This is a genomic window from Pseudomonas triticifolii, from assembly GCF_014358015.1.
GTDB lineage: Bacteria > Pseudomonadota > Gammaproteobacteria > Pseudomonadales > Pseudomonadaceae > Aquipseudomonas > Aquipseudomonas triticifolii.
Genome location: NZ_JACONV010000001.1, coordinates 586,705 through 610,976 on the forward strand (window position 1 = coordinate 586,705; position 24,272 = coordinate 610,976).

The 24,272-nt window shown below is 58.6% G+C and carries 22 protein-coding genes and 2 tRNA genes; 14 read left to right on the top strand and 10 right to left on the bottom strand.

Annotation, left to right across the window (positions count from 1 at the left end; genetic code table 11):
* The first annotated feature begins 21 nt into the window (after window positions 1-21).
* The 8 genes from H8S56_RS02405 (at window position 22) to H8S56_RS02440 (ending at window position 9,434) form a co-directional block, all read left to right on the top strand.
* The gene (locus tag H8S56_RS02405; RefSeq protein WP_024684822.1) at window positions 22-927 is read left to right on the top strand and encodes an AraC family transcriptional regulator; all 906 of its coding nucleotides are present in this window, start codon (window positions 22-24) and stop codon (window positions 925-927) included.
* A 239-nt stretch (window positions 928-1,166) separates the two neighbouring features.
* A complete protein-coding gene (locus H8S56_RS02410; protein ID WP_024694665.1) occupies window positions 1,167-2,489 on the top strand; it encodes an ABC transporter substrate-binding protein in 1,323 nt (440 codons plus the stop codon).
* Window positions 2,490-2,564: 75 nt separating this feature from the next.
* On the top strand, window positions 2,565-3,497 hold the full coding sequence (locus H8S56_RS02415) for a carbohydrate ABC transporter permease (RefSeq protein WP_024684820.1): 933 nt from the start codon (window positions 2,565-2,567) through the stop codon (window positions 3,495-3,497).
* Between the two features lie 10 nt (window positions 3,498-3,507).
* Window positions 3,508-4,341 carry a carbohydrate ABC transporter permease gene (locus H8S56_RS02420; RefSeq protein WP_024684819.1) on the top strand — a complete coding sequence of 278 codons (834 nt, stop codon included), beginning with the start codon at window positions 3,508-3,510 and terminating at the stop codon, window positions 4,339-4,341.
* A gap of 31 nt (window positions 4,342-4,372) precedes the next feature.
* A complete protein-coding gene (locus H8S56_RS02425; protein ID WP_187517762.1) occupies window positions 4,373-5,479 on the top strand; it encodes an ABC transporter ATP-binding protein in 1,107 nt (368 codons plus the stop codon).
* Window positions 5,480-5,497: 18 nt separating this feature from the next.
* A complete protein-coding gene (locus H8S56_RS02430) occupies window positions 5,498-6,979 on the top strand; it encodes a mannitol dehydrogenase family protein (RefSeq protein ID WP_187517763.1) in 1,482 nt (493 codons plus the stop codon).
* A 9-nt stretch (window positions 6,980-6,988) separates the two neighbouring features.
* Entirely contained in the window at window positions 6,989-8,470 is a 1,482-nt protein-coding gene (gene xylB, locus H8S56_RS02435) for a xylulokinase (protein WP_187517764.1), read from the top strand.
* A 25-nt stretch (window positions 8,471-8,495) separates the two neighbouring features.
* Window positions 8,496-9,434: a carbohydrate kinase family protein gene (locus H8S56_RS02440; RefSeq protein WP_187517765.1), complete on the top strand. Its 939-nt coding sequence runs from the start codon at window positions 8,496-8,498 to the stop codon at window positions 9,432-9,434.
* Between the two features lie 129 nt (window positions 9,435-9,563).
* Here H8S56_RS02440 and H8S56_RS02445 read toward each other — a convergent pair whose 3' ends face one another.
* Together H8S56_RS02445 and H8S56_RS02450 are read right to left on the bottom strand one after the other, a co-directional pair.
* Complete coding sequence (locus tag H8S56_RS02445; protein ID WP_187517766.1) at window positions 9,564-10,130, bottom strand: hypothetical protein; 567 nt, start codon at window positions 10,128-10,130, stop codon at window positions 9,564-9,566.
* Between the two features lie 177 nt (window positions 10,131-10,307).
* Window positions 10,308-13,181: a sensor domain-containing phosphodiesterase gene (locus H8S56_RS02450; RefSeq protein ID WP_187517767.1), complete on the bottom strand. Its 2,874-nt coding sequence runs from the start codon at window positions 13,179-13,181 to the stop codon at window positions 10,308-10,310.
* Between the two features lie 268 nt (window positions 13,182-13,449).
* Here H8S56_RS02450 and H8S56_RS02455 point away from each other — a divergent pair, with 268 nt between their 5' ends.
* Window positions 13,450-14,514 carry an NAD(P)-dependent alcohol dehydrogenase gene (locus H8S56_RS02455; RefSeq protein WP_187517768.1) on the top strand — a complete coding sequence of 355 codons (1,065 nt, stop codon included), beginning with the start codon at window positions 13,450-13,452 and terminating at the stop codon, window positions 14,512-14,514.
* Between the two features lie 516 nt (window positions 14,515-15,030).
* A complete protein-coding gene (locus H8S56_RS02460; protein ID WP_024694661.1) occupies window positions 15,031-15,393 on the top strand; it encodes an NUDIX hydrolase in 363 nt (120 codons plus the stop codon).
* 128 nt (window positions 15,394-15,521) lie between these two features.
* Here H8S56_RS02460 and H8S56_RS02465 read toward each other — a convergent pair.
* Both H8S56_RS02465 and H8S56_RS02470 read right to left on the bottom strand, forming a co-directional pair.
* Window positions 15,522-15,598 (bottom strand) — tRNA-Val (locus tag H8S56_RS02465).
* A 169-nt stretch (window positions 15,599-15,767) separates the two neighbouring features.
* A tRNA-Val gene (locus H8S56_RS02470) sits at window positions 15,768-15,844 on the bottom strand.
* Between the two features lie 183 nt (window positions 15,845-16,027).
* On the opposite strand from H8S56_RS02470, the gene H8S56_RS02475 reads away from it, so the two are divergent.
* Window positions 16,028-17,311 carry an NAD(P)/FAD-dependent oxidoreductase gene (locus H8S56_RS02475; protein WP_024689350.1) on the top strand — a complete coding sequence of 428 codons (1,284 nt, stop codon included), beginning with the start codon at window positions 16,028-16,030 and terminating at the stop codon, window positions 17,309-17,311.
* Between the two features lie 54 nt (window positions 17,312-17,365).
* On the opposite strand, the gene H8S56_RS02480 is transcribed toward H8S56_RS02475, so the two are convergent.
* Entirely contained in the window at window positions 17,366-17,992 is a 627-nt protein-coding gene (locus H8S56_RS02480; RefSeq protein ID WP_235986729.1) for a peptidase C39 family protein, read from the bottom strand.
* A 289-nt stretch (window positions 17,993-18,281) separates the two neighbouring features.
* On the opposite strand from H8S56_RS02480, the gene H8S56_RS02485 reads away from it, so the two are divergent.
* A complete protein-coding gene (locus tag H8S56_RS02485; RefSeq protein ID WP_024694658.1) occupies window positions 18,282-18,461 on the top strand; it encodes a hypothetical protein in 180 nt (59 codons plus the stop codon).
* 96 nt (window positions 18,462-18,557) lie between these two features.
* Here H8S56_RS02485 and H8S56_RS02490 read toward each other — a convergent pair whose 3' ends face one another.
* Together H8S56_RS02490 and H8S56_RS02495 are read right to left on the bottom strand one after the other, a co-directional pair.
* The gene (locus H8S56_RS02490; protein WP_024694657.1) at window positions 18,558-19,316 is read right to left on the bottom strand and encodes a TerC family protein; all 759 of its coding nucleotides are present in this window, start codon (window positions 19,314-19,316) and stop codon (window positions 18,558-18,560) included.
* Window positions 19,317-19,354: 38 nt separating this feature from the next.
* On the bottom strand, window positions 19,355-19,597 hold the full coding sequence (locus tag H8S56_RS02495) for a hypothetical protein (RefSeq protein WP_187517770.1): 243 nt from the start codon (window positions 19,595-19,597) through the stop codon (window positions 19,355-19,357).
* A gap of 132 nt (window positions 19,598-19,729) precedes the next feature.
* On the opposite strand from H8S56_RS02495, the gene nhaR reads away from it, so the two are divergent.
* Window positions 19,730-20,632: a transcriptional activator NhaR gene (gene nhaR / locus H8S56_RS02500; RefSeq protein ID WP_024689355.1), complete on the top strand. Its 903-nt coding sequence runs from the start codon at window positions 19,730-19,732 to the stop codon at window positions 20,630-20,632.
* Here the strand turns inward: nhaR and H8S56_RS02505 are convergent.
* Together H8S56_RS02505 and H8S56_RS02510 are read right to left on the bottom strand one after the other, a co-directional pair.
* Window positions 20,629-21,783: an MFS transporter gene (locus H8S56_RS02505; protein ID WP_024689356.1), complete on the bottom strand. Its 1,155-nt coding sequence runs from the start codon at window positions 21,781-21,783 to the stop codon at window positions 20,629-20,631. The two genes, nhaR and H8S56_RS02505, sit on opposite strands and share 4 nt — an antisense overlap.
* A 153-nt stretch (window positions 21,784-21,936) precedes the next feature.
* Entirely contained in the window at window positions 21,937-22,446 is a 510-nt protein-coding gene (locus H8S56_RS02510) for a DUF1993 domain-containing protein (protein WP_024689357.1), read from the bottom strand.
* A gap of 144 nt (window positions 22,447-22,590) precedes the next feature.
* Here H8S56_RS02510 and H8S56_RS02515 point away from each other — a divergent pair, with 144 nt between their 5' ends.
* Window positions 22,591-23,259, top strand: coding sequence for a YceH family protein (locus tag H8S56_RS02515; protein ID WP_187517771.1), 669 nt, complete (start codon window positions 22,591-22,593; stop codon window positions 23,257-23,259).
* A gap of 13 nt (window positions 23,260-23,272) precedes the next feature.
* Here the strand turns inward: H8S56_RS02515 and H8S56_RS02520 are convergent, their stop codons facing one another.
* A complete protein-coding gene (locus H8S56_RS02520; protein WP_187517772.1) occupies window positions 23,273-24,085 on the bottom strand; it encodes a shikimate 5-dehydrogenase in 813 nt (270 codons plus the stop codon).
* Window positions 24,086-24,272 lie beyond the last annotated feature (187 nt).

Consider the following 24,272-nt stretch of genomic DNA (forward strand, 5'->3'; position numbering starts at 1 on the left):
ACCACTGCAAACGGCCACGCCATGAGCAAAACAACAAGAATTGCGGACCCTTCCTACGAGTTGATGGACGACCACAACGGCCTGTCCATCATCTATCGCGAACACGGCTTCCCCTGTCCGCTGGTACGTTGGCACTTTCACAAGGAATACGAACTGCATCTGATCGTTGCCAGCTCCGGCAAGGTCTTTGTGGGCGATTACATCGGTAACTTCCACCCGGCCAGCCTTTTTCTGACCGGCCCCAACCTGCCGCACAACTGGATCAGCCAGATCGATGAAAACGAAGTCGTGCCCAAGCGCGACATGCTGGTGAACTTCACCGATGAACTGCTCGAAAGCGGCAATCAGGTGTTCGCCGAACTGCGAACGCTGGCACCCTTGCTGGAACGTGCACAGTACGGCATCGAATTTCGCTGTAAGCGTACGATTCGCCAGGCCATGAAGCTGATGCAGCGCATCGCCGACTCCAGCGGCATCACCCGGCTGGGCCACTTTTTCATTCTTCTGGAATTACTCGCCGCCAGCGACGACTACCAATTGCTGTCCGGCACGGCCGTCACCCACACCGCTGACGAGCACAGTGTCGATCGAACCAACCGGGCGGTGGATTACATCTTCGCCAACTACAGCCGTGAATTGCCACTTGAAGAAGTGGCCGACTATCTGGGCATGAAGCCCACTTACTTCTCCAGAGTATTCAAACAGGCCACCGGTCGCTGCTTTGTCGAGTTCGTCAACCGCCTGCGCATCAGCAAATCCTGCGAACTGCTGGCCGATGGCGACAAGCCCGTGACCGACGTGTGCTTCGAGTCCGGTTTCAATAACATTTCCAACTTCAACCGACGCTTTCAGCAGCTCAAAGGCATGACCCCTTCGCACTACCGTCGTCTGGCCGTCCAGCGCCTGACCGAGCAAAACCTGTACTGATTCACCCCTCCTGCGCACGCATCGTCTACGCTGAAATTTCGCCAACGCCTGTCACAAGGCGTTTGCGTAACAGCGACGTCTGCAAGCCCACTGCAAAAAAGTATCAGTCGGAGTGCGGTGCAGGATTTGTCTTTCGCGTCGAACGCCGGTGTAATCGGACCACATCTTCCTACCTCCGGAAGAGACAAAAACAATAACCGTCCTTCTGCAGCCTTCCGGGCGTGGAAGAGGAGTGATCAATGAAGACCTTCGCTAAAGCTCTGCTTGCAAGTTCCGTCCTCAGCACCTGCTTCATGTTCAGCGGCACCGCAACTGCCGGCACTGTGACTATCGCCACAGTCAACAACAGCGACATGATCCGCATGCAACGCCTCTCCAAGACCTTCGAAGAAAAACACCCTGATATCAAACTCAACTGGGTGGTGCTCGAAGAAAACGTCCTGCGCCAACGCCTGACTACCGACATTGCCACCAAAGGCGGTCAGTTCGACGTGCTGACCATCGGCATGTACGAAGCCTCTTTGTGGGGCGCCAAGGGCTGGTTGCAGGAAATGAAAGACCTGCCCGCCAGCTACGAACTCGATGACGTATTCCCTTCGGTGCGCGATGGCCTGTCGGTGGAGGGTAAGCTGTTCGCCCTGCCGTTCTACGCAGAGAGCTCGATCACCTACTACCGCAAGGACCTGTTCAAGAACGCAGGCCTGACCATGCCAGAACGCCCGACCTGGACACAGATTGCCGAGTTCGCCGGCAAGCTCACTGACAAGTCCAAGGAACAGTACGGCATCTGCCTGCGCGGCAAGGCGGGCTGGGGCGAGAACATGGCTTTGATCACCACGGTCGCCAACTCGTTCGGCGCACGCTGGTTCGATGAGCAATGGAAACCGCAGTTCGACCAGCCTGAGTGGAAGAACGCACTCAACTTCTACGTCAACACCATGAAACAGTCCGGCCCGCCGGGCGCATCCAGCAATGGCTTCAACGAGAACCTCGCCCTGTTCAACAGCGGCAAGTGCGCGATCTGGGTGGACGCCAGCGTCGCCGGTTCTTTCGTGACCGACAAGACTCAGAGCAAGGTGGCAGATAACGTCGGCTTCACCTATGCCCCGCATGAAGTCACCGACAAAGGCTCGGCCTGGCTCTACTCCTGGGCTTTGGCGATCCCGAACAGTGCCAAGAATGCCAAGGACGCTGCCGAGTTCACACAATGGGCCACGTCCAAAGAGTATGCCGCGCTGGTGGCGCAGAAGGATGGCGTGTCCAACGTGCCGCCAGGCACCCGCGCCTCGACGTACAGCGATGAATACAAGAAGGCAGCGCCGTTCGCCAACATCACTCTGGAGTCACTCAAGGCCGTGACGCCCAAGTCGCCCACCCTTAAACCTGTCCCTTATGTGGGCATCCAGTTGGTCACGATTCCTGAGTTCCAGGCCATCGGCACCAGCGTGGGCCAGCAGTTTTCGGCCGCTCTCATCGGCCAGAGCACAGTGGACAACGCATTGAAAACCGCTCAGACCGCCACCGAGCGGGACATGAAGCGCGCGGGTTACCCGAAGAAGTAACCGCGTGCTGCGGAGCGGGAAACGCGTGTTTCCCGCTCTTGCCCTCAGACACTGTGATATCCGGTGAGAGCCCCCATGAAAACCTCAGCCATTTCTGATCGTACGGATTCGTCCGGCGAACTGCCCCCGATCAAAAGCCGTCGTTTCAAACCGGGCTGGTTTCTGGTCAGCCCATCCGTTGCCCTGCTGCTGGTCTGGATGATCGTGCCGCTGGGCATGACCATTTACTTCTCGCTGATCCGCTATAACCTGCTGTCACCCGGCGACAACGAATTCGTCGGCCTTGAGAACTTCGAGTACTTCGTCACCGACAGCGGTTTTCTCCCCGGCGCAGGCAACACCCTGCTGCTGGTGGGCAGTGTGCTGGCCATTAGCGTGATTCTCGGCGTACTGATCTCGGCGCTGCTGGAAGCCAGTGAGTTCTTCGGCCGAGGCATTGTGCGGGTGCTGTTGATCTCACCCTTTTTCATCATGCCTACGGTCAGTGCGCTGATCTGGAAGAACCTGATTTTCCATCCGGTGTCCGGCGTATTGGCGGCGGTGTGGAAATTCTTCGGGGCCGAGCCCATCGACTGGTTCGCGCACTACCCGATGCTGTCGATCATTATCATCGTGTCCTGGCAGTGGCTGCCGTTCGCCATCCTGATTCTGATGACCGCCATGCAGTCACTGGACCAGGAGCAGAAGGAAGCGGCGCGCCTCGATGGCGCAGGCCCGATCGCGATCTTCTGGCACCTGACCCTGCCGCACCTGGCACGCCCGATTGCGGTCGTGGTGATGATCGAAACCATCTTCCTGCTGTCGGTGTTCGCCGAAATCTTCACCACCACCAATGGCGGTCCGGGCTTTGCCTCGACCAACCTGGCCTACCTGATCTACATCCAGGCACTGCTGCAGTTCGACGTCGGCATGGCGTCTGCGGGCGGGCTGATCGCCGTGGTCATCGCCAACATCGCAGCGATCGTCCTGATCCGGATGATCGGCAAAAACCTCACCGACAAGTCATGAGGACCTTGCCATGATGACGCTCAAACAATCACGCCGCCTGCAAAGCCTGCTGCTCGGGACCTTGTCCTGGCTCATTGCCGCGCTGATCTTTTTCCCGATCTTCTGGATGGTGCTGACCAGCTTCAAGACCGAGATCGACGCGTTCGCCACGCCGCCGCAGCTGTTTTTCACGCCGACACTGGAAAACTACCTGCACATTCAGGAACGCAGCGACTACTTCCATTTCGCCTGGAACTCGGTGTTGATCTCCTTCAGCGCAACGATACTGAGCATGCTGGTGGCCATTCCTGCGGCCTATTCGATGGCGTTCTTCGAGACCAAACGCACGCGTGGCACCCTGCTGTGGATGCTTTCGACCAAGATGCTGCCGCCCGTGGGCGTGCTGATGCCGATCTACCTGCTGGCCAAGACGTTCGGCCTGCTGGACTCGCGCCTGGCGCTGATCATCATCTATACGCTGATCAACCTGCCGATTGTGGTCTGGATGATTTACACCTACTTCAAGGATATTCCCGGCGAAATCCTCGAAGCCTCGCGACTCGACGGCGCCAGCACACGTCAGGAGATCTTCCGCGTGCTGATGCCCATCTGCAAAGGCGGCCTGGCGTCGACCGCGCTGCTGTCGCTGATCCTGTGCTGGAACGAAGCGTTCTGGTCCCTGAACCTCACCTCGTCCACTGCTGCGCCGCTCACCGCGCTGATCGCCTCCTACTCAAGCCCCGAAGGCTTGTTCTGGGCCAAGCTGTCAGCCGTTTCGACCCTTGCGTGCGCCCCCATCCTGATTTTCGGGTGGATCAGCCAGAAACAGCTGGTTCGCGGTCTTTCGTTCGGCGCCGTCAAATAGCCCCGGCCCACAGAATAAAAAGGAGCCCCTCATGGCTAACCTCAGCATCAGAAATCTGCAAAAAGGCTTCGACGGTCACCAGATCATCAAGGGTATCGATCTTGACGTGAAAGACCGTGAATTCGTGGTTTTCGTCGGCCCTTCGGGCTGTGGCAAGTCCACCCTGCTGCGGCTGATCGCAGGGCTTGAAGAAGTGACGTCCGGCACCATCGAACTCGATGGCCGCGACATCACCCAGGTCACGCCAGCCAAGCGCGACCTGGCGATGGTGTTTCAGACCTACGCGCTGTACCCGCACATGACGGTCGGCAAGAACCTCTCGTTCGCGCTGGACCTGGCAGGCGGCAACAAGGCCGACATCAAGAAAAAAGTGGATGAAGCGGCGCGCATTCTGGAGCTGGGCCCACTGCTGGAGCGCAAGCCCAAGCAGCTTTCCGGCGGTCAGCGTCAGCGCGTCGCCATTGGCCGCGCCATTGTGCGCAACCCGAAAATTTTCCTGTTCGACGAGCCGCTGTCCAACCTCGACGCTGCGCTGCGCGTGCAGACCCGTCTGGAGCTGTCGCGGCTGCACAAAGAGCTGCAGGCGACCATGATTTACGTGACCCACGACCAAGTGGAAGCCATGACCCTGGCGGACAAGGTGGTGGTGCTCAACGGCGGTAAGGTTGAACAGGTCGGCTCGCCGCTGGACCTGTATCACCATCCGGCCAACCTGTTCGTGGCTGGCTTCCTCGGCACGCCGAAGATGGGCTTTCTCAAAGGCAAGATCAGCCGCATCGACAATCACAGCTGCGACGTCGAACTGGACGCCGGCACCCGGATCACGTTGCCGGTCAGTCGTGCAGGTCTTGTGGTCGGTGCACCGGTCACGCTGGGCATCCGCCCCGAACACCTGGACATCGCTCAGAGCAGCGACTGCCAGTTGCACGTCATTGCCGATGTCAGTGAACGCCTGGGCAGCGACACCTTTTGCCATGTGCGCACGCGTTCGGGTGAGGCGCTGACCATGCGTATCCGGGGCGATCTGGCCAGCCAGTATGGGGAAACACTGAGCCTGCACCTGGACAGTGCCCACTGCCACCTGTTCGACGCTGACGGCCTGGTCATCGCCAAAGCCTTGCAAACAGCCGCCGCTTGAGACCTGGAGAGTGTTGTCATGAAATTGAACAAGCAGAACCTGTCGCGCCTGGGTACCGATATCGATGTGCCCGCTTACGCTGCCGCAGACACCCGCCAGGGCATCGCTCACATCGGCGTCGGTGGGTTCCATCGCGCCCATCAGGCGTTCTACACCGATGCACTGATGAACACTGGTGAAGGCCTGGACTGGAGCATCTGCGGCGTCGGGCTGCGCCCCGAAGACCGTGCCGTAAACGACGCCCTCGCCCAGCAGGACTATTTGTACACGCTCTATGAGCTAGGCGACACGCCGGATACCAAAACCCGCATCATCGCTTCGATCAGTGGCATGTTGCTGGCCGAGGACAACCCACAGGCACTGATCGACAAGCTGGCCAGCCCGGACATTCGTATCGTGTCTCTGACCATCACTGAAGGCGGCTACTGCATCGACGACAGCAACGGGCAGTTCATGACGCATCTGCCGCAGATCCAGCATGACCTTGCGAACCCGAACAACCCGAAAACCGTTTTCGGTTTTCTCTGTGCCGCGCTGGACAGACGCCGCGCCGAAGGGACGCCTGCGTTCACACTGATGTCCTGCGATAACCTGCCACACAACGGCGCAGTGACCCGCAAGGCTCTATTGGCCTTTGCCGTCCAGCGCCATGACAATCTACACAACTGGATCGCCGAACATGTGAGTTTCCCCAACGCCATGGTCGACCGCATCACCCCGATGACCAGTTCTGCCCACCGCTTGAAACTGGCCGACGAAAAACACATCGACGACGCCTGGCCGGTGGTCTGCGAACCCTTCGTGCAATGGGTGCTGGAAGACAAATTCGTCAACGGCAGGCCCGCCTGGGAAAAGGTTGGCGTGCAGTTCACCGACGACGTGACGCCCTATGAGGAGATGAAGATCAAGCTGCTCAACGGCAGCCACCTGGCCCTGACGTACCTGGGCTTTCTCAAAGGCTATCGCTTCGTGCACGAGACCATGAACGATCCGTTGTTCGTGCGTTACATCCGCGCCTACATGGACCTTGATGTCACACCGCAACTGGCGCCGGTGCCAGGCATCGTTCTGGAAAGCTACAAGGACACGCTGATCGAGCGCTTTTCCAATCAGGCCATTGCCGACCAACTGGAGCGTGTCTGCTCGGACGGCTCGTCGAAGTTTCCCAAATTCACGATCCCGACCATCAATCAGCTGATTGCAAATCAGGACAAACTTGAGCGCGCATCGCTGGTGGTTGCCGCCTGGGCGCTTTACCTCAAGGGCGTGGATGAGCAAGGTACGCGCTATGACATCCCGGACCCGCGCGCCGAGTTCTGTCAGAGTCTGGTCGCCGATGACGCGCTGATCACCCAGCGGCTGCTGGCCGTCGAGGAGATATTCGGCCTGTCCATTGCGCAGTCAGCCGCATTCGTTGCCGCGTTCGAACAGAACCTGACCGACCTGCGTGAACGGGGCGTCAGCGCAACGCTGGAAAAACTTTTGGCTCAACGCCACTGAGGGACGGTCATGTTTCTTGGCATCGATTGCGGCACACAAGGTACCAAGGCACTGGTGCTCGACGCGCAAAACGGGCAGGTGCTGGGCGAAGGCTCGGCTCCTCATAGCCTGATCAGCGACCACAACGGCCGTCGCGAACAGGACGTCCAGCAATGGCTTGACGCGCTGCAACAGGCTGTCGGGCAAGCACTGGCGCAGGCCGGGGTCTCGGGGCAACAGGTCCAGGGCATCGGTATTTCCGGCCAGCAACACGGCCTGGTACTGCTCGATGAGCATGGCCAGGTGCTGCGTCCTGCCAAGCTGTGGTGCGACACCGAAACCGCGCCCGAAAACCAGCGTCTGCTGGAGTATCTGGGCGGCGAACAAGGCTCGCTGGAGCGCCTTGGTCTGGTCATCGCTCCGGGCTACACCGTCTCGAAACTGCTGTGGACGCTGGAACAGCACCCACAGTTGTTCGAGCGCATCGACAAGGTCCTGCTGCCCCATGACTACCTCAATTACTGGCTGACCGGGCGTTGCTGTACCGAATTTGGCGACGCCTCGGGCACCGGTTATTTCAACATTCGCACTCGCACGTGGGATCTGCCCGTGCTGGCGCACATTGACCCCAGCGGCCGCCTTGAAAAAGCACTGCCGCCATTGCTGGAAGCGGATCAACCTGTCGGCACGTTGCGCCCCGAAATTGCCCGCCTGCTGGGCCTCAACCCGCAGGCGCTGGTGTCCAGCGGTGGCGGCGACAACATGATGGGGGCTATCGGCACGGGCAACATCCAGCCAGGCCTGATCACCATGAGCCTGGGTTCATCCGGCACTGTCTATGCCTATTCCGATCAGCCAGCGGTCAGTGAGCATGGCTCCGTGGCGGCATTTTGCTCGTCGTCCGGCGGCTGGTTGCCGCTGATCTGCACCATGAACCTGACCAACGTCACCTCCGCCATCCGAGCGCTGTTTGCGCTGGACATCGCCACCTTCAACGATGCGCTCGCCAGCGCCCCGATCGGGGCCGAGGGTGTATTGATGCTGCCGTTCCTGAACGGCGAACGTGTACCTGCCCTGCCCGACGCCACCGGCAGCATTCTCGGCCTGGACAGTACCAATCTGACCCAGGCCAACCTGTGTCGTGCCGCCGTCGAAGGGACCACGTTCGGCCTGCGCTACGGGCTGGATTTGCTGCGCGCCAGCGGCATCAAAAGCGAGCGTATCCGTCTGATCGGCGGAGGGTCGAAAAGCGCCATCTGGCGACAGATTGTGGCCGACATCATGAACACGCCCGTCATCTGCACCCGCCATGCCGAGGCCGCAGCGCTGGGCGCAGCGATTCAGGCCGCCTGGTGCTGGTCCAGAAGCAACGGTCTACCCGACAGCCTTCAGGACCTGTGCGAGCGCAGTGTGAGTCTTGACCCCGATAGCGAAACACGCCCGATCGCGCAGAACGTGGACGCCTACCAACAGGTCTATCAACGCTATCAAGACCACCTGCAGGCAGTTTGACCCTGACTCTTTTTACGGAGCAATTATGTTTCTGGTTTGCGGCGAAGCATTGTTCGATATTTTCACCCGCGCTGACACGGGCGGCTCGCTCAACAGGTTGGGGTTTGATGCCATCGCTGGCGGATCGCCCTTCAACGTCGCCATAGGCCTGCGTCGTCTGGGTGCCGACGCCTCGTTTTTCGCGGGCATTTCCACCGATTACCTGGGCTGTCGTTTACGGGCAGTGCTGGAACATGAAGCTGTCGACACCGAACACCTGATCGATTTCGACGCGCCGACCACGCTGGCCATGGTCGCGGTCGGAGCCGACGGCTCCCCTACCTACAGTTTTCGCGGTGATGGCTGCGCGGACCGTCAATTACGCCAGGAGCACCTGCCAGCACTGGATGACAGGGTTCGCGGCATTCACGTAGGCTCATTCTCGCTGGTGGTGCAGCCAATCGCCGATACGCTGCTGGCCCTCGTCACGCGGGAGAGTGGCAATCGCCTGATCTCGCTGGACCCCAATGTGCGTCTCAATCCTGCGCCGGACATCCAGCGCTGGCGTACGCAGATCGCGGCATTCGCCGAGCACGCGCACTTGATCAAGGTCAGTGATGAAGACTTGCACCTGCTGTATCCCGACCGCGAACCGCAGCAGATTGCCGAGGGCTGGCTGAACCACCATACGCACTTGGTGATCGTCACCCGCGGCACGCAAGGCGCAAGTATCTTTACCCGTGAACACGGGACGTGGTCTGTGCCTGCAAAAAGCGTGGTGACCGCCGATACCGTCGGCGCTGGCGATACGTTTCAGGCCGCACTGCTGACGTTTCTCAGCGAGCGCAAACTGGACACGCCGCAAGCACTCTCAGGCCTTTCCAGGGAACAGTTGAACGAGATGCTGACGTTTGCCGTCTCAGCCGCGGCGCTGACCTGCACGCGGGTCGGACCGGATCTGCCGTACCGCAATCAACTGGCCTGACTGGACGGCAACGGCTTCGTACCACCTGTGGCCTGCTCTTCGAACCCGAGCCATCTTTTCGCAGGCAAAAAAATCGCCAGCAGGCTCGCTTCCACGGACCGTGTGGAAGCGAGCCTGCTGGCGAACGCGTCACTGCAGACTTTCAGGGTATAAGGCCAGCAAACCGGCCTTGATGCCCCGGATGCGCGTATTGATGTCATCCGCCACATCGTTCTGCTTGTCCTTGAGCGCATCCTGGACTTTCTGGTCGATTGCCAGTTGGTCCTCAGGGCTCATGGCCGTGTATTGCTGCTGGTCGATTCCGGTGAGCTTTTCACGCACCTTTTCTTCAGCCGTCTGCTTCAACGTGTCCATAAACTTCTGGACCGACCCACCCACCGATGTATCCGATGCGCTAGCGTTGGCCGCTGAAGCGGTAACCCCGTTATCACGGTCGGCAGTCTTCTCGGAAAGCGACGTATCAGCGGCACTCTTGAGATTGACCATCATTCGTGCGAACGACTCGTCGTAGCCATTGTTGCCCTGTGTATCGTCTTTCGAAGCCGCGACGCTGGTCTGTGATGTGACCGGCAAGGCCCCATTGACAAGACCGGCGGCACTGACCGCGCCGAACGTGTCCTGCGACACCTCGTCTACGCTTTTGCGCCCGACAGCACGGGAAACCAGCTGTTCAAGCGCACCTGTGCCAATAATCATCTTTCACCTCCCGATGACATGATGCCGCAGGAACAAAGCAATTCGGATGCCAGTCAGACATAAACTTAACAAGCCATTGATTTTTATAAATAAAATCCGACTTAAAGACTACAAACCTGATTGCAGCACACCGTCAATTGCCCGTCGCGGCAAGCGGTTGCCGCACGGTTGAGAGATTCATGCCGCATCAATCCGCAAATCCTCCAGCGGCATGGCCTGTGCGAAGTAATAGCCTTGGGCCTGCCCGGCCCCCATTTCCCGCAGGGCCAGCAGGGTTTCGTGATCTTCAACGCCTTCGGCCACCACACTCAGGCCCAATGACTCGGCCATGCGCAGGATGGCCCTGACAATGGCGCGACTGCGCGCGCTGGTCGTCAGCTCAAAGATGAACGACTTGTCGATCTTCAGGCCGCTGAAGTGGTATTGATGCACATAGCTGAGGGAAGAGAACCCGGAGCCGAAATCATCCAGAACCACCGTCATGCCCTGATCAGCCAACTGCTTCATGGACAGACGCGCCTGGTCGGGATCCGCCACAAGCGCACCTTCGGTGAGTTCCAGGCACAGTCTGGTCGGCGACACATCGCGCTCGGCCAGCATCGCCAGCACTTCGCAGGCGAAAGTCGGTCGGGTGATGCTGTAGCTGGAGCAATTCACATGCACCGGCGGCAAGCGGGCGTTGTCAGGGTCGGCAAGAACGGCGATGACCGCCCTGAGCATATACAGATCCAGACGGCCGATCAGACGCAAACCCTCCAGCGCAGGCAGGAAGCTTGCGGGCACAACCACCTTTCCGTCGGGCAGCTTCCAGCGAATCAACGCCTCCAGCGCGAGCAGCCGGCCTGTATTCAGGCATTTGATGGGCTGGAAGTAAGGGATCAACTGGTCGCTGCGCTTGAGCGCCTTGCGCAACGCCACTTCCTGCTCGATCTGATCGGAGACTTCACGACGCAGCGCCTTGTTGAACACGACAAAGCTGTCACGCCCGCCGTTTTTGGCCCGATACATCGCAGTGTCGGCATCGCGCAACAAGTCGGCAGGCTCTTGGTGAAAGCGTCTATCGGCGCCCACGATGCCAATGCTGCACGAGGTGAAGACGGTCTGGTCATCCACTACAAACGGCGATTCGAAGGCCGTCAGGATGCGCTGCGCGATACCCGTCCCCACTTCCAGCGAAGCGCCCATGGCCAGTATCGCAAATTCGTCTCCCCCCAGACGAGCCAGCAGGTCGCCATCGCGCAGACAGCCGCGCAACCGGCGCGCCGCCTGGATCAACAACAGATCCCCGCAGTGATGCCCCAGGCTGTCGTTGACAATCTTGAACCGGTCCAGGTCGATGAACATGACGATCAGCGGCCGTGCCCGCTCGCAAAAACTCCGCCACGAGGCATCCAGTTGCCGCTGCAGGTGGCTGCGATTGGGCAACCCTGTCAATGAGTCATGGGCGTTCTCATGCTGGAGCCGCGCATTGACCAGATCCAGCTCTCGCGTGCGATCACGAACCCGCGCCTCGAGTTGCACATTGGCCATATGGATGGCCTGCGCAGCGCTTCTACGCGACAGAGCAGTGTCGATATGGCGCGATACGAACGTCAGCAACTCCTGATCACGCAAGGTGTAACTGACATTTTTCGAGTAGCTCTGTACAGCCAGAACCCCCCTGACCTTTTCGTCTTCGAACAACGGTATTCCCAGCCAGGACGTCGAGCGATTGGACCGGTTCTGCACCTCGATTTCCCGTTCAACCTCAAGCTTGCGGGCATCTTCCTCGTCAATCAGGCAAGGGCGGCGCTGTCGAATCACATACTCGGTAAACCCTCGCTGACCACGGCGTGAGGCGGGCGGTCTGGTCAGGCGCTCATCCACGTAATAAGGAAAGGTGACTTCCCCAGTGGAGTCGTCGTAGAGCGCAATGTAAAAATTGAGCGCTACCAGCAGTTCGCCAACAATGGTATGCAGGCTCTGGAACAGCTCATTCATGTCCCCCTGGCGACTTGACAGCTCGGCGATCTGAAACAGCGCGCTCTGCAGATGCTCGCCGCGCTCGCGTTCCGCCACTTCCTGACGCAAGGCATGGTTGACGGCCGACAATTGTTGAGTGCGCAACAAGACGGTCTGTTCAAGGTCGGCGCGATGCAGCAGCCTGTCCATGGCCATTGCCACATGCCCGGAAACGGCTGAAAACAATGCCCGGTCCTGAGTACTGTAAACCCTGGAAAGGTCGTAGACCTGCATGGCAACCATGCCAAACACTTCGTCAGACGCATTCTTCAGTGGCGCCCCCATCCAGAATTCCGGGCGACGTCCCTTACAGGTGAAACGTCCCTGTGCATGCGCCTGCTCGATCCCGGCAGCGTCGATAAACAACGGTTGTCCGTGAAGCAATACGTGACCGGTCATGGAAATGTCGGACCGATCCAGGTACTCGAAGGTCTCCGGCTGCATGGCCTCGTCGTCGAACCGGTCAATGTAATACGGGTAGGTGATCTTGCCGCTCTGGCTGTCGTAAAGCGCCAGATAGAAGTTTTCGGCATCGATCAGTGTGGCGAGTTGTTGATGGGTCCCTTCCAGGAACGCGCCCCTGTCACGGGTGGAGCTGGCCAGCAAACTGATCTCGTACAGCGCGCGCTGGGTGATCTGCGCCCTGATCAAGGCCGCGCCCTGCAACAACAGGCCGAGCCTGACAGACAGGTCTGCAAGATGCGGGTTGCTCGTCTCGCTCAGGGGAGCCAAAAGCCAGCCCAGGACCTCCTCGCCATTGCCCGTTACCCATCGAAACACCTGCCGAGCCGCGCAGAACGCTTCGAACAGGTCGAGATCGATGGCGTCAGGCCAATCGAACTGACCCGCGCCCTGCGCCAATAGATGCTTTTGTTCGCCTACGATGTACACCGCCCACGCCGTCTGAGGCATTCGGGCAAACGCCGCGCCCAGCAGCGCTTCAATGGCCGCATGATTGGAAAACCGGTCAAGTCTGTTGATCGAAACGTCGCCCGATTCGGCCAGGCTGATCGGCTGACGCAAGCAGGAAACCGAGGGGGCTACTGTCATGAAAACGAAATCCGGAAACACATGGCGAATAAAGTTGACGCCGCTGACCACAGGAGGCAAGCGCGCCATGGCATCACTGTGCAGATTGCAATGCAAGGATTGTACCTGTGTTCCTTACGCCACGTAGCATTGAGGCGATAACGAATGGCTCAGGCACTAACCAGCGCGATAACCTGTCAGACACTATTCGCAACGCAGGCAGCGTTCCAGGTTCACGTCTATGCTGGCCTGCACTTCATTCGCCACTGACGACCTACAGGTGATTGCAATGACCAAGACCTACAGCTACGCAGCGCAGACGTCCAAAGACGCCCTCAAGCCCTACAGCTTCGAGCGCCGCACACCCGGTGCCGAGGACGTACAGATCGACATTCTTTTTTGTGGGGTCTGCCATTCCGACCTGCACACCGCGCGCAACGAGTGGCACAACACCCTTTACCCGTCAGTTCCAGGGCACGAGATCGTTGGCCGGGTGACCGCCGTCGGCTCGGGCGTCACGCAGTTCAAGGTGGGCGACCTGGCGGGCGTTGGCTGCATGGTCGACAGCTGCCAGCAGTGTGCATCATGCTCTGAAGGCGAAGAGCAATATTGCGAACAAGGTTTCACGGGCACCTACAACGGGCCGGTTTTCGGCGGCGAAAACACCTTCGGAGGCTACTCGGACTCCATTGTCGTCAAAGAAAAATTCGTGCTGCGCATTTCGCACAGTGACAATCTGGCAGCCGTTGCACCGCTTCTTTGTGCAGGTATCACCACCTATTCCCCCCTGAATCACTGGAAAGTCGGTCCCGGCAAGAAAGTGGGCATTGTGGGCCTGGGCGGTCTGGGCCACATGGGTGTGAAGATCGCTCACGCGATGGGCGCTCACGTGGTGCTGTTCACCACATCGCCGAGCAAGCGCGAAGACGGTCTGCGTCTGGGGGCCGACGAAGTCGTGGTGTCCAAGGATCCTGATGAGATGGCCGCGCACGCCAACAGCCTCGATTTCATCCTCAATACCGTTGCCGCCCCTCACGACCTGGATGCGTTTCTAGCGCTGCTGAAACGCGATGGCACCATGACGCTGGTGGGCGCCCCTGCCGAACCCCACCCTTCGCCTGCAGTATTCAACCTGATTTTCAAACGTCGCAGCCTGGCAGGCTCCTTGATCGGCGGTATCGCCGAGACTCAGGAAATGCTCGATTTCTGTGCCAGACACGGGATCGTGTCGGACATCGAAATGATCGCCATGCAAGACATTAATGAAGCCTACGAGCGCATGCTCAAAGGTGACGTGAAGTACCGTTTCGTGATCGACATGGCAACCCTCAAGCAAGAAAGCTCTGCGGCCTGACCGTCGCCCTCCCCCATCGGGCAGGCTCGGATAAAGCCTGCCCGAAATCCGCATGTTCATAAAAGAAGCGCAGGCGACTGTACGAAAACCTTTCGTCAAATAGCGCGTCCCTTGCCGTCGCCACGCCATTGACACGCACTTTTTTGGGGCGCGAAATCGTCGTTCGGTTGAAATACAGCAAATGGGCTAAACCCGTCGGCGCCGCTGGAGGCGTCATGCTCGCAGGAGAGAGAAAGCAATGACCTTTCTCACAACCCCGAGGGACGGCCGAAAAATGCTCGCTGGCAACGACGAAAGGACCTAACAGAAGTCATTGGAGCGTATGGCGGTGCGGGGCATCCCCCTCCATCTTTGATAGCAAGGTTCGATGTTTTCTATCTGGCACTGAATGTGCTTTAGCGAACTTATGAACTTTTTATTACATTTTGGTGACTACTCACCACAACACACCGGTCTCAAGTTCACGAAGTCCTTGCAGATACTCAGGGTGAAGGACGCTTAACAGGTGAACGGAATATGAAACAACGAGCCACAATCATCTGCGAGCGAGACGGCCAGATCCTCTACGTGCGCAAACCGAAATCCAAATGGGCGCTGCCAGGCGGCAAGATCGAAGCCGGAGAAACGCCCTTTCAGGCGGCGATTCGTGAGCTTTGCGAAGAGACAGGTCTGAAGAACCTGGAGTTGCGCTACCTTGCCGAATATGAAAAGGATCGCGTGACGCACTATGTGTTCATGACCCTGGTGCCCGATGCCAGCGAACCCTCGCCGCAAAACGAAATAGCGGCCTGCAAATGGCTCGCGCCAAAAAACGTGACAGACCTCAAGACCAGCACTGCGACCCGCAGTATCGTCAAGTCCTTCGCCAGAAAAAGCTGAACGCCCTTTACTGCAAGCGTGCGTTTTGCGTACGCCTGCGAAACTGACAGTTTTTTAAACGGCAAACGAAAAAAGGGTGATCCTTTCGGATCACCCTTTTCATACCGCCCAGCAGAGCGGATTTTGTTTGGTAGGCGCGATTGGACTCGAACCAACGACCCCCACCATGTCAAGGTGGTGCTCTAACCAACTGAGCTACGTGCCTGCTGTGGGTCGGCATTTTACGGATATTCAGATACGTGTCAATCGCTTTTTTGACAGTAACTCTCTGAATATGCGAATTATTTGACTGCTCAGGATTCGATCCCTGAAACGAAAAAAGGCGGCCCTTTCGGGTCGCCTTTTTTCTACCGCCCAGCAGAGCGGATTTTGTCTGGTAGGCGCGATTGGACTCGAACCAACGACCCCCACCATGTCAAGGTGGTGCTCTAACCAACTGAGCTACGTGCCTGCTGTGGGTGTGCATCCTACCGGCTTTGACATTCATGTCAATCTGTTTTTATCGCTAACCCTATGAATTAACATGTTTTTTGTATGGCAAGGAGGGACAAGTCTTTTTCCCCGACGCTAGCAGAGGATCATTATCTCGGGTAGGATCGGCGCAATCGTCAAGAATATTAAACGGAGTCTCAGGATGGCCAACACGCCCTATCCGCAGTCCTACTACGCTGCGTCAGCCAATTCAGTGCCCGAACGTCCTGCGCTGCAAGGTGAGGTGGAGACTGATGTGTGCATCATCGGTGCCGGGTACACCGGACTGTCGAGCGCTCTGTTTCTGCTGGAGAATGGCTTCAAGGTCACCGTTCTGGAAGCCGCGAAGGTTGGCTTCGGCGCCTCCGGCCGTAATGGCGGGCAGATCGTCAACAGTTACAGCCGCGACATTGATGTCATCGAGCGCACGGTCGGCCCGAAACAGGCTCAGTTGTTGGGGCACATGGCATTCGAAGGCGCAGCGATCATCCGCGACCGTGTCTCGCGCTACGGCATCCAGTGCGACTTGAAAGACGGCGGCGTGTTTGCAGCACTTACTGGCAAGCAAATGGCTCACCTTGAAGCGCAAAAACGCTTGTGGGAGCGCTATGGGCATACTCAACTGGAGCTGATGGACCAGCGACGCATCAATGAAGTTGTGGCCTGCGACCAGTATATCGGCGGTTTGCTGGACATGAGCGGCGGCCATATCCATCCGCTCAATCTGGCCCTCGGTGAAGCGGCTGCCGTCGAAACGCTCGGCGGGACTATTTACGAGCAGTCAGCTGCAATCCGCATCGAGCGAGGCGCAAGCCCGGTGGTGCATACCGCTCAAGGCAAGGTTCGCGCAAAATTCATTATCGTGGCGGGCAATGCCTACCTCGGCAATCTGGTACCGGAACTGGCTGCCAAGTCCATGCCTTGCGGCACCCAGGTGATTACCACCGAGCCGTTGAGTGAAACGCTCGCCAGAACCTTGCTGCCGCAGGATTACTGCGTCGAAGACTGCAATTACCTGCTGGACTACTACCGCCTCAGCGCCGACAACCGGCTGATCTTCGGGGGCGGCGTGGTGTATGGCGCGCGTGACCCGGCCAACATCGAAGCCATCATTCGGCCGAAAATGCTCAAGGCATTCCCGCAGCTCAAGGACGTGAAGATCGATTACGCATGGACCGGCAACTTCCTGCTCACACTGTCTCGTCTGCCTCAGGTCGGACGACTGGGAGACAACATCTACTACTCACAGGGCTGCAGCGGACACGGCGTAACCTATACCCACCTGGCGGGCAAAGTGCTGGCCGAAGCGCTGAGGGGCCAGGCCGAGCGGTTCGACGCCTTCGCCGACCTGCCGCACTACCCTTTCCCGGGTGGACAACTGTTGCGCACGCCGATGACGGCATTGGGCGCGTGGTATTACAGCCTGCGAGACAAGCTGGGTTTTTGACCCCTTCGTGAAAACGGCGCCTACAGGGCGCCGTTTTCGTTATCAGTGTCTATTTCATTTAACGCCGCGGCTCAGTGTTCGGGTCGCCTCACCTGCCGCCTGCTCCTGCCCGGCCTGAGACAAATCGGCGGCCGCCTTCAGCCAGCGCTGCGAGTCCACCTGGGCAGGCAGCTGCCGAGGCGACTGAATCAGCACCGCCCAGCCTCCTGCATGCTTCCATGCAGCAACAAAACTGCTGAAGCTCATGACGTAACGCCGGTCCATGCCTGCCTGCAGCAATACGGTCTCCTTGACCCGGTTGTAGCCGACCAGCACGCCATAACGCGGCTCCTTCCAGAAGGCAGAGCCTTGGGAGAAACGCAACATCACGGGATAGCCCGCCGAGACCTGAGTGAGCAGCGATTCCAGCGTGCTGTCCAGCGGGTACACCACAAAACCGTACTCGCGAGCGACTCTGGGCATGTTCTGTTCAAGACGATCTTCAGCACCAGGCAGCTGCAACGGTTTATCCAGCAAACCCGGCGTGGTCTGCACCTGTTGATGGGTCAGCATGGTTGCCAGCGCCACAGGACCGCTCTGATAGATATTGCCCCGGAAGAAAGGCACCGAGTTGAGCTCGACGCGATCCGGCAGGCTTTTTATCTGAGGTGTGACCATCGAAGCGCATCCCGACAGGCTCATGACGAGCACAGCGAGCACTAACAAACCCTTTGAACGAACTGCGTTTACAAGACTGGATACCGGCAACATGTTCACTCACTTCAACTGACATCGAGCAATCACCACCCGAACTGAATGCGGATCATAGAGCCCTCGGGGAGCCCGGTATAGCCTTTGGGCACAGTCAGGCAAAGCCGATAGATCGAATCGGTCATACCAGCGTGCCATTGGTCAATTAATCGAAACATGCCCAGTACTAGACTGTCAGTTATCAAGAATGCAACACAAAGCAGGAATGACGGAGGCAGTTATGAGCCTGGAAATGACAATCGTGATGCTGATCGCTTCGTGGCTTGCTGTGGCGTGCGCCATGCTGTGGGGAGTGCTGCGTATTTCCCGCCGCCATCACCCGCGCAGCGACGTAGCCACTTCGGTGACTCGCGCGCCTATGAGCAGCCATGCCAAGGTTCACCCAGCTGCGGCTCATTGAGAAAAACTCAAGCCTGATCCAGCCTGCAGGCTGAACCTGGAAATGTAAAACGGCCGACCCGATTGCTCGGGCCGGCCGTTGTTTTTTGCAGCGCTATCAGACGGTGGAAGCCTGACGGGCAGCCTTCTTGCGCTTGGCCTTACGGACCAGCATGTTCAGGCCTTCAATCGCTGCCGAGAACGTCATGGCGGCGTAGATGTAGCCCTTCGGAACATGGGCACCGAAGCCTTCGGCGATCAGTGTCATACCGATCATGATCAGGAAGCCCAGCGCCAACATGACCACTGTCGGGTTGTCGTTGATGAACTTCGCCAGCGGGTTGGCGGCAACCAGCATCACCACTACGGCACTCACGACAGCGATGATCATGATCGGCAAGTGCTCGGTCATGCCAACAGCAGTGATGATGCTGTCGATGGAGAACACCAGGTCCAGCATCAGGATCTGAACGATCGCGCTACCCATGGTCAACGCAACGGTGGCGCTCAAGGTTTTCTCTTCCTCAGTCTTCACGTCCATGCTGTGATGGATTTCCGTTGTCGCTTTCCAGACCAGGAACAAGCCACCGGCGATCAGAATCATGTCCTTCCACGAGAAGGCCTGACCAAACATTTCAAACACCGGCTCGGTCAACTGGACGATATACGCCACGGTGCTGAGCAGGCCCAAGCGCATGACCAACGCCATGCCGATGCCCAGTTTCCTTGCCTTCTCACGCTGGTGTTCCGGCAGTTTGTTGGTGATGATCGAGATGAAGATCAGGTTATCGATACCCAGTACGACTTCCATCACGACCAGCGTCGCCAGTGCAATCCAGGCGGCTGGACTGGTCGCGAGTTCCAATAGGTATTCCATAGATCACTGCCCTGCCTGAGCCAATAGTTGAACGAATGTTAGATTTCTTTACCGGATTTGCTTTCTGATTCAGCGGAGCTTGGTGCCGGTTCCTGCACCGAAAGTTCCCGCTTGGCCTCGTCCAGCGCCTTGGTTGCAGCCTGATGCGTATCGTCGATCGCCTGCTTGGCTGAATCCGCCGCCTTGTCCAGCACATGCTTTGACGAAGACTCGATCTGATCGCACCCTGCCATTACCAGCAGCGAGCCACTCAATAGTACAGCGTAAAATGATTTATTCATGTGTCCCTCGATAGTCAAGGCCGGACAGTGCTTTCGGTCCGGCGTTGGAACAGCATTCTAGGGAAACGGAAACATCAGGAAAATTCGATTTTATACGCGATATACTTCGGTTTTACCGAATCCGGAATCGATATGCTCAATTACCGTCAATTGCACTACTTCTGGATCGTGGCCAAGACCGGCAGCATCGTGCGGGCATGCGAACAATTGAACCTCACGCCACAGACCGTCAGCGGTCAGATCAGCCTGCTGGAAACAGCACTGGGTGTGGATCTTTTCCAGCGCGTGGGTCGCCAACTGGAAATGACTGAGGCCGGCCGTATGGCGCTGCCGTACGCCGAGCAGATGTTTCAACTGGGCAACGAACTTGAGACCCTGTTGAGTTCACACCCTGACGAACAACAGCTGCTGTTTCGGATTGGCGTGGCAGACGTCGTGCCCAAATCCATCGTCTATCACCTGATTGCGCCGACGATGGACCTGGATGGATCGATCCGCATCACCTGCCGCGAGGACAAGCTTGAGCGGCTGCTGGCCGACCTGGCGATTCAACGTCTGGACATGGTGATTTCCGACAGCCCGATGCCCCCTCACCTGGATATCAAGGGACATAGCCAGAAGCTGGGAGAATGCGGCGTCAGTTTTTTTGCGACCCGGGAAGTGGCTGAGCGTATCGGAAACGATTTCCCGCGCTGCATGCATGGCGCACCGCTGTTGATACCCGGCCAGGAAACGGTCGTGCGGGGCCGGCTGATGCGTTGGTTCGCCGAGCTGAAAATCCAGCCGCGCATCGTCGGCGAATTCGATGACAGTGCGCTGATGAAGGCTTTCGGAAAATCAGGCAGCGGCGTGTTCGTGGCACCCAGCGTGATCGCGGACGAGGTACAGAGTCAGTATGGCGTAGACGTCATCGGCCAGACCGATGCGGTGACAGAGTCGTTCTACGCAATCACTGTAGAGCGCAAGGTCCGGCACCCCGCCGTGATCGCCATCGCCGAGGGTGCACGTAACCAGTTGTTCACTGACAGCGTTTAGGCGGTGATCGGTGCGGGCCTGCTCTTCATCAAAAGCCCGGCCAGCAGTATCGCCAGGAAAATGATGCCGGCTGCGGCAAAGCCAAGCTTGCCCAACCCCAGATGATCGATCACCCGCCCGCCAATGACTGCGCCGATGCCGATCCCCAGATTCGCACCGGCGATATTCAGTGACGCGGCGAAAGCCGGTGCCTGAGGCGCAGCCTTGATCAGACGTACATGGCTGACCAGAAACAACGCAGCCTGGGTCACGCCCCACACCGCCAGTGCGAGTGCCAGGGCGAGATAGGAGTGAATGCTCGGCACCACCGCTACCATGCCCACCACCATGAATGCACAGAACACCAGACTGGCGATCAGTGGATGTCGGTCCACCATGCGCCCGCCGAGCGAGTTACCGAGCAGCCCGACGGCACCAAAGCCCATGAGGCACCAGCCGACCAGCGTGCCGTCGAAACCGGCCAGACGCTCCAGCATGTCCGCCAGGTAGGTATAGGCCGTGAACATGCCACTGAACACCAGTACCGACAGCAGCACGTGGCCCTGCATCAACGGGCTGCGCAGGATGCCGAACTGACTGAGCATGGAAACCGGATCTTTGGTGAGGATGGTTTTGGGCAGGTACACCGTCAACAGCAGCGCCTTGGCAAAAGCCAGCACCGACAGGGCTGCAAATGCCGTCCGCCAGCCGAATGCGTCGGAAATCAACGTACCGACCGGGATGCCGAACACCGTGGCACAGACAATCCCGAAACCGATTCGAGCAATCGCCCGCCCCGCGAACTTCGGACCGACGATGTCTACCGCCGTTTCGCTGGCCAACGCCCAGAATACCGGCAGCCCCAATGCCGGGATCAGCCGGGCAAGCCCCATCACCGCGATGTTTGGCGCCAGCGCTGCCAGCGCATTGGAGAGCCCGAACAGAATCAGAATGCCAACGAACAAACGCTTGCGATTGAAGCGCGAACAATACGCCGTCAGGAATGGGCCAAACGCAGCCACGGTGAACGCGAACAGGGTCACCAGCAGACCCGCCTGAGGCACGGTGACCTGCAGATCACGAGCCATGGCAGGCAAAAGGCCGACGATGACGAACTCTGTGGTCAGCACGGTAAACCCGGCGGCTGACAACAGCAGAATGGGCAATAACATCAAAACTCCAGAACAACGACACAGGCTCACCCGAGCGGTGTGCCTGCGCTGAACATATAAAAATCAGTATCGAATGCGAAGCGAATCAGGCGTCGTTGCCGAAGCTGGCAACCACACCTGACGAGAGGATGTATCCGACTTAAAACAACAACCTTAGAACTTGCCCATGAAGTCGCGCTTGCCGATCTCGACACCATTATGGCGCAGCAGGTCGTAAGCCGTGGTGACGTGGAAGAAGAACTGCGGCAACGCGTAGCTCAGCAGATAAGCCTGGCCGTTCAAGCGACGCTCTTTTTCGGTGCCTGGGCGCAGCACGATTTCGATGCCTTCGTTGCCATCGACCTGCTCAGGCTTGATGCTGCCGATGAATTCAAGCGTCTTGGCCAACAGCGCCTGCAGCTCGGCAAAGCTGGTTTCCGTGTCTTCATAGACCGGAATATCGACACCAGCCAGACGCGCCGAAGCACCCTTGGCGAAATCCACAGCGATCTGTACCTGACGGGTGAATGGCAACATGTCCGGGAACAGGCGCGCCTGCAGCAAAGCTGGAGGCTGGATCTTCTTCTCGGTCGCGTGGGTTTCAGCCTTGGTCAGAACGTCGCTCAGTGCGTTGAGCATTTGCTGGAAGACAGGAATCGAAGCGGCGTACAGGGAGATAGACATGACATATCCTGAGTGGGAAAGGCGCAATTATAGACCTGCCAAACATGAAAGACCCCGCGTCTTTTAAAAGACCGTGCGTATGGGCTGGCAAAAAACGGCAACACCTCATAGGCTGATCCACCGCCATTACTCAGGGAAGCGTCCATGTCCACCGAACCCTCCTCGACCGAAGCGCCAGACACGGCAGAAACGTTGCAGCTCACCAGTACCGAAGTGCGCATCCTGGGCTGCCTGATCGAAAAGCAGGCGACCAATCCCGAGACTTACCCGCTGACCCTTAACGCGCTGGTGCTGGCCTGCAACCAGAAAACCAGCCGTGACCCGGTCATGAACCTGACTCAGGGTCAAGTGGGCCAGAGCCTTCGAGCGCTGGAGGGCCGCGGGTTGACGCGACTGGTAATGGGCAGCCGCGCCGACCGCTGGGAACACAAGGTCGACAAGGCGCTGGAGCTGGTACCCGCGCAGGTCATCCTGACCGGTCTGCTGCTGTTGCGCGGCCCGCAGACGGTGAACGAGCTGATGACGCGCAGCAACCGGATGCACGACTTCGAAGATGCCGAGCAGGTTGTCCACCAACTGGAGCGACTGATCGCCAGAAACCTGGCCATGCTGGTGCCGCGTCAGGCAGGCCAGCGCGAGGACCGCTACATGCACACGCTGGGCGACCCTGACGACCTGCAAGCGCTGCTCGCCCATCGCCAGGCTGCGCCTGACCGCAGCGCAGTCAACACAGCGTCGAATGAGCGCATCGACGAGCTTGAGGCACGTGTCGCCGCGCTCGAAGAGCGGCTGGCAAAGCTCGAACAGCAGTGACAGCGCAGGCGGCTCAGCCCCGGGCGAAGGCCGCCGCCTTCTGATATTGCTCATCGGTCGGGCGAACGCCGGTGTACAGCACGAACTGCTCAAGCGCCTGAATGGCCGCGACTTCATCGCCGCTGATGACCTTTTTGCCCAGGCGGCGGGCGGCCTGGATCAGTGGTGTTTGTGCAGGCGTTGCCACCACATCGAAAATCGTTTGGGCCGCTTCGATGGCCTGCTCGTCGAACGCCAGCTCATCAGCCTGCGCCCCGATCATGCCCAACGGCGTGACGTTGACCAGCAACGCTGGACGCTCATTGCCCAGCTCGGCTTGCCAGCGAAAACCACAGGCTTCAGCCAGACGCTTTCCGGCCTGCTCATTACGGGCCACGATCAGGCCGTCGGTGAACCCTGCATCGCGCAGCGCAAAGGCCACAGCCTTGGCCATGCCACCGCTGCCACGCAAGGCAAACGGGGTGTGGGGAACGGCATGGCTCTTCATGAGCTGAGCGACCGCGATGTAATCGGTATTGAACGCCTTGAGATGCCCGTCGGTGTTGACGATGGTATTGATCGACTGAATGGCCGCCGCTGATGCATCCAGTTCGTCCACCAGTGCGATGCAGTCTTCCTTGAAAGGCATCGACACCGCGCTGCCGCGAATGCCCAGCGCCCGGATTCCTGCCACCGCAGCCGCCAGGTCATTAGGGGCGAAGGTCTTGTAGTAGTAATTAAGGCCCAACTGTTCATAAAGATGGTTATGGAAGCGTACGCCGAAGTTTCCTGGGCGTGCCGCCATGGACATGCACAGTAACGTGTCCCTGTTGGCAGTAATGGCCATGTTTTTCTCCCGAACGGTATTGGATTAAAGCGGTGTGCCAGGCGTACACTGTGCCTCGCCGGTGACGACAAAGTTGCCTGGCACTCTTGATCGAAAGCACCTTACATAAAATTTACTCAACGATTTCGCAGTTTTTTACAAATTCGATGTCTTAGAGTTATCCCGTGGCAGTGCTTGAGAGTAATGC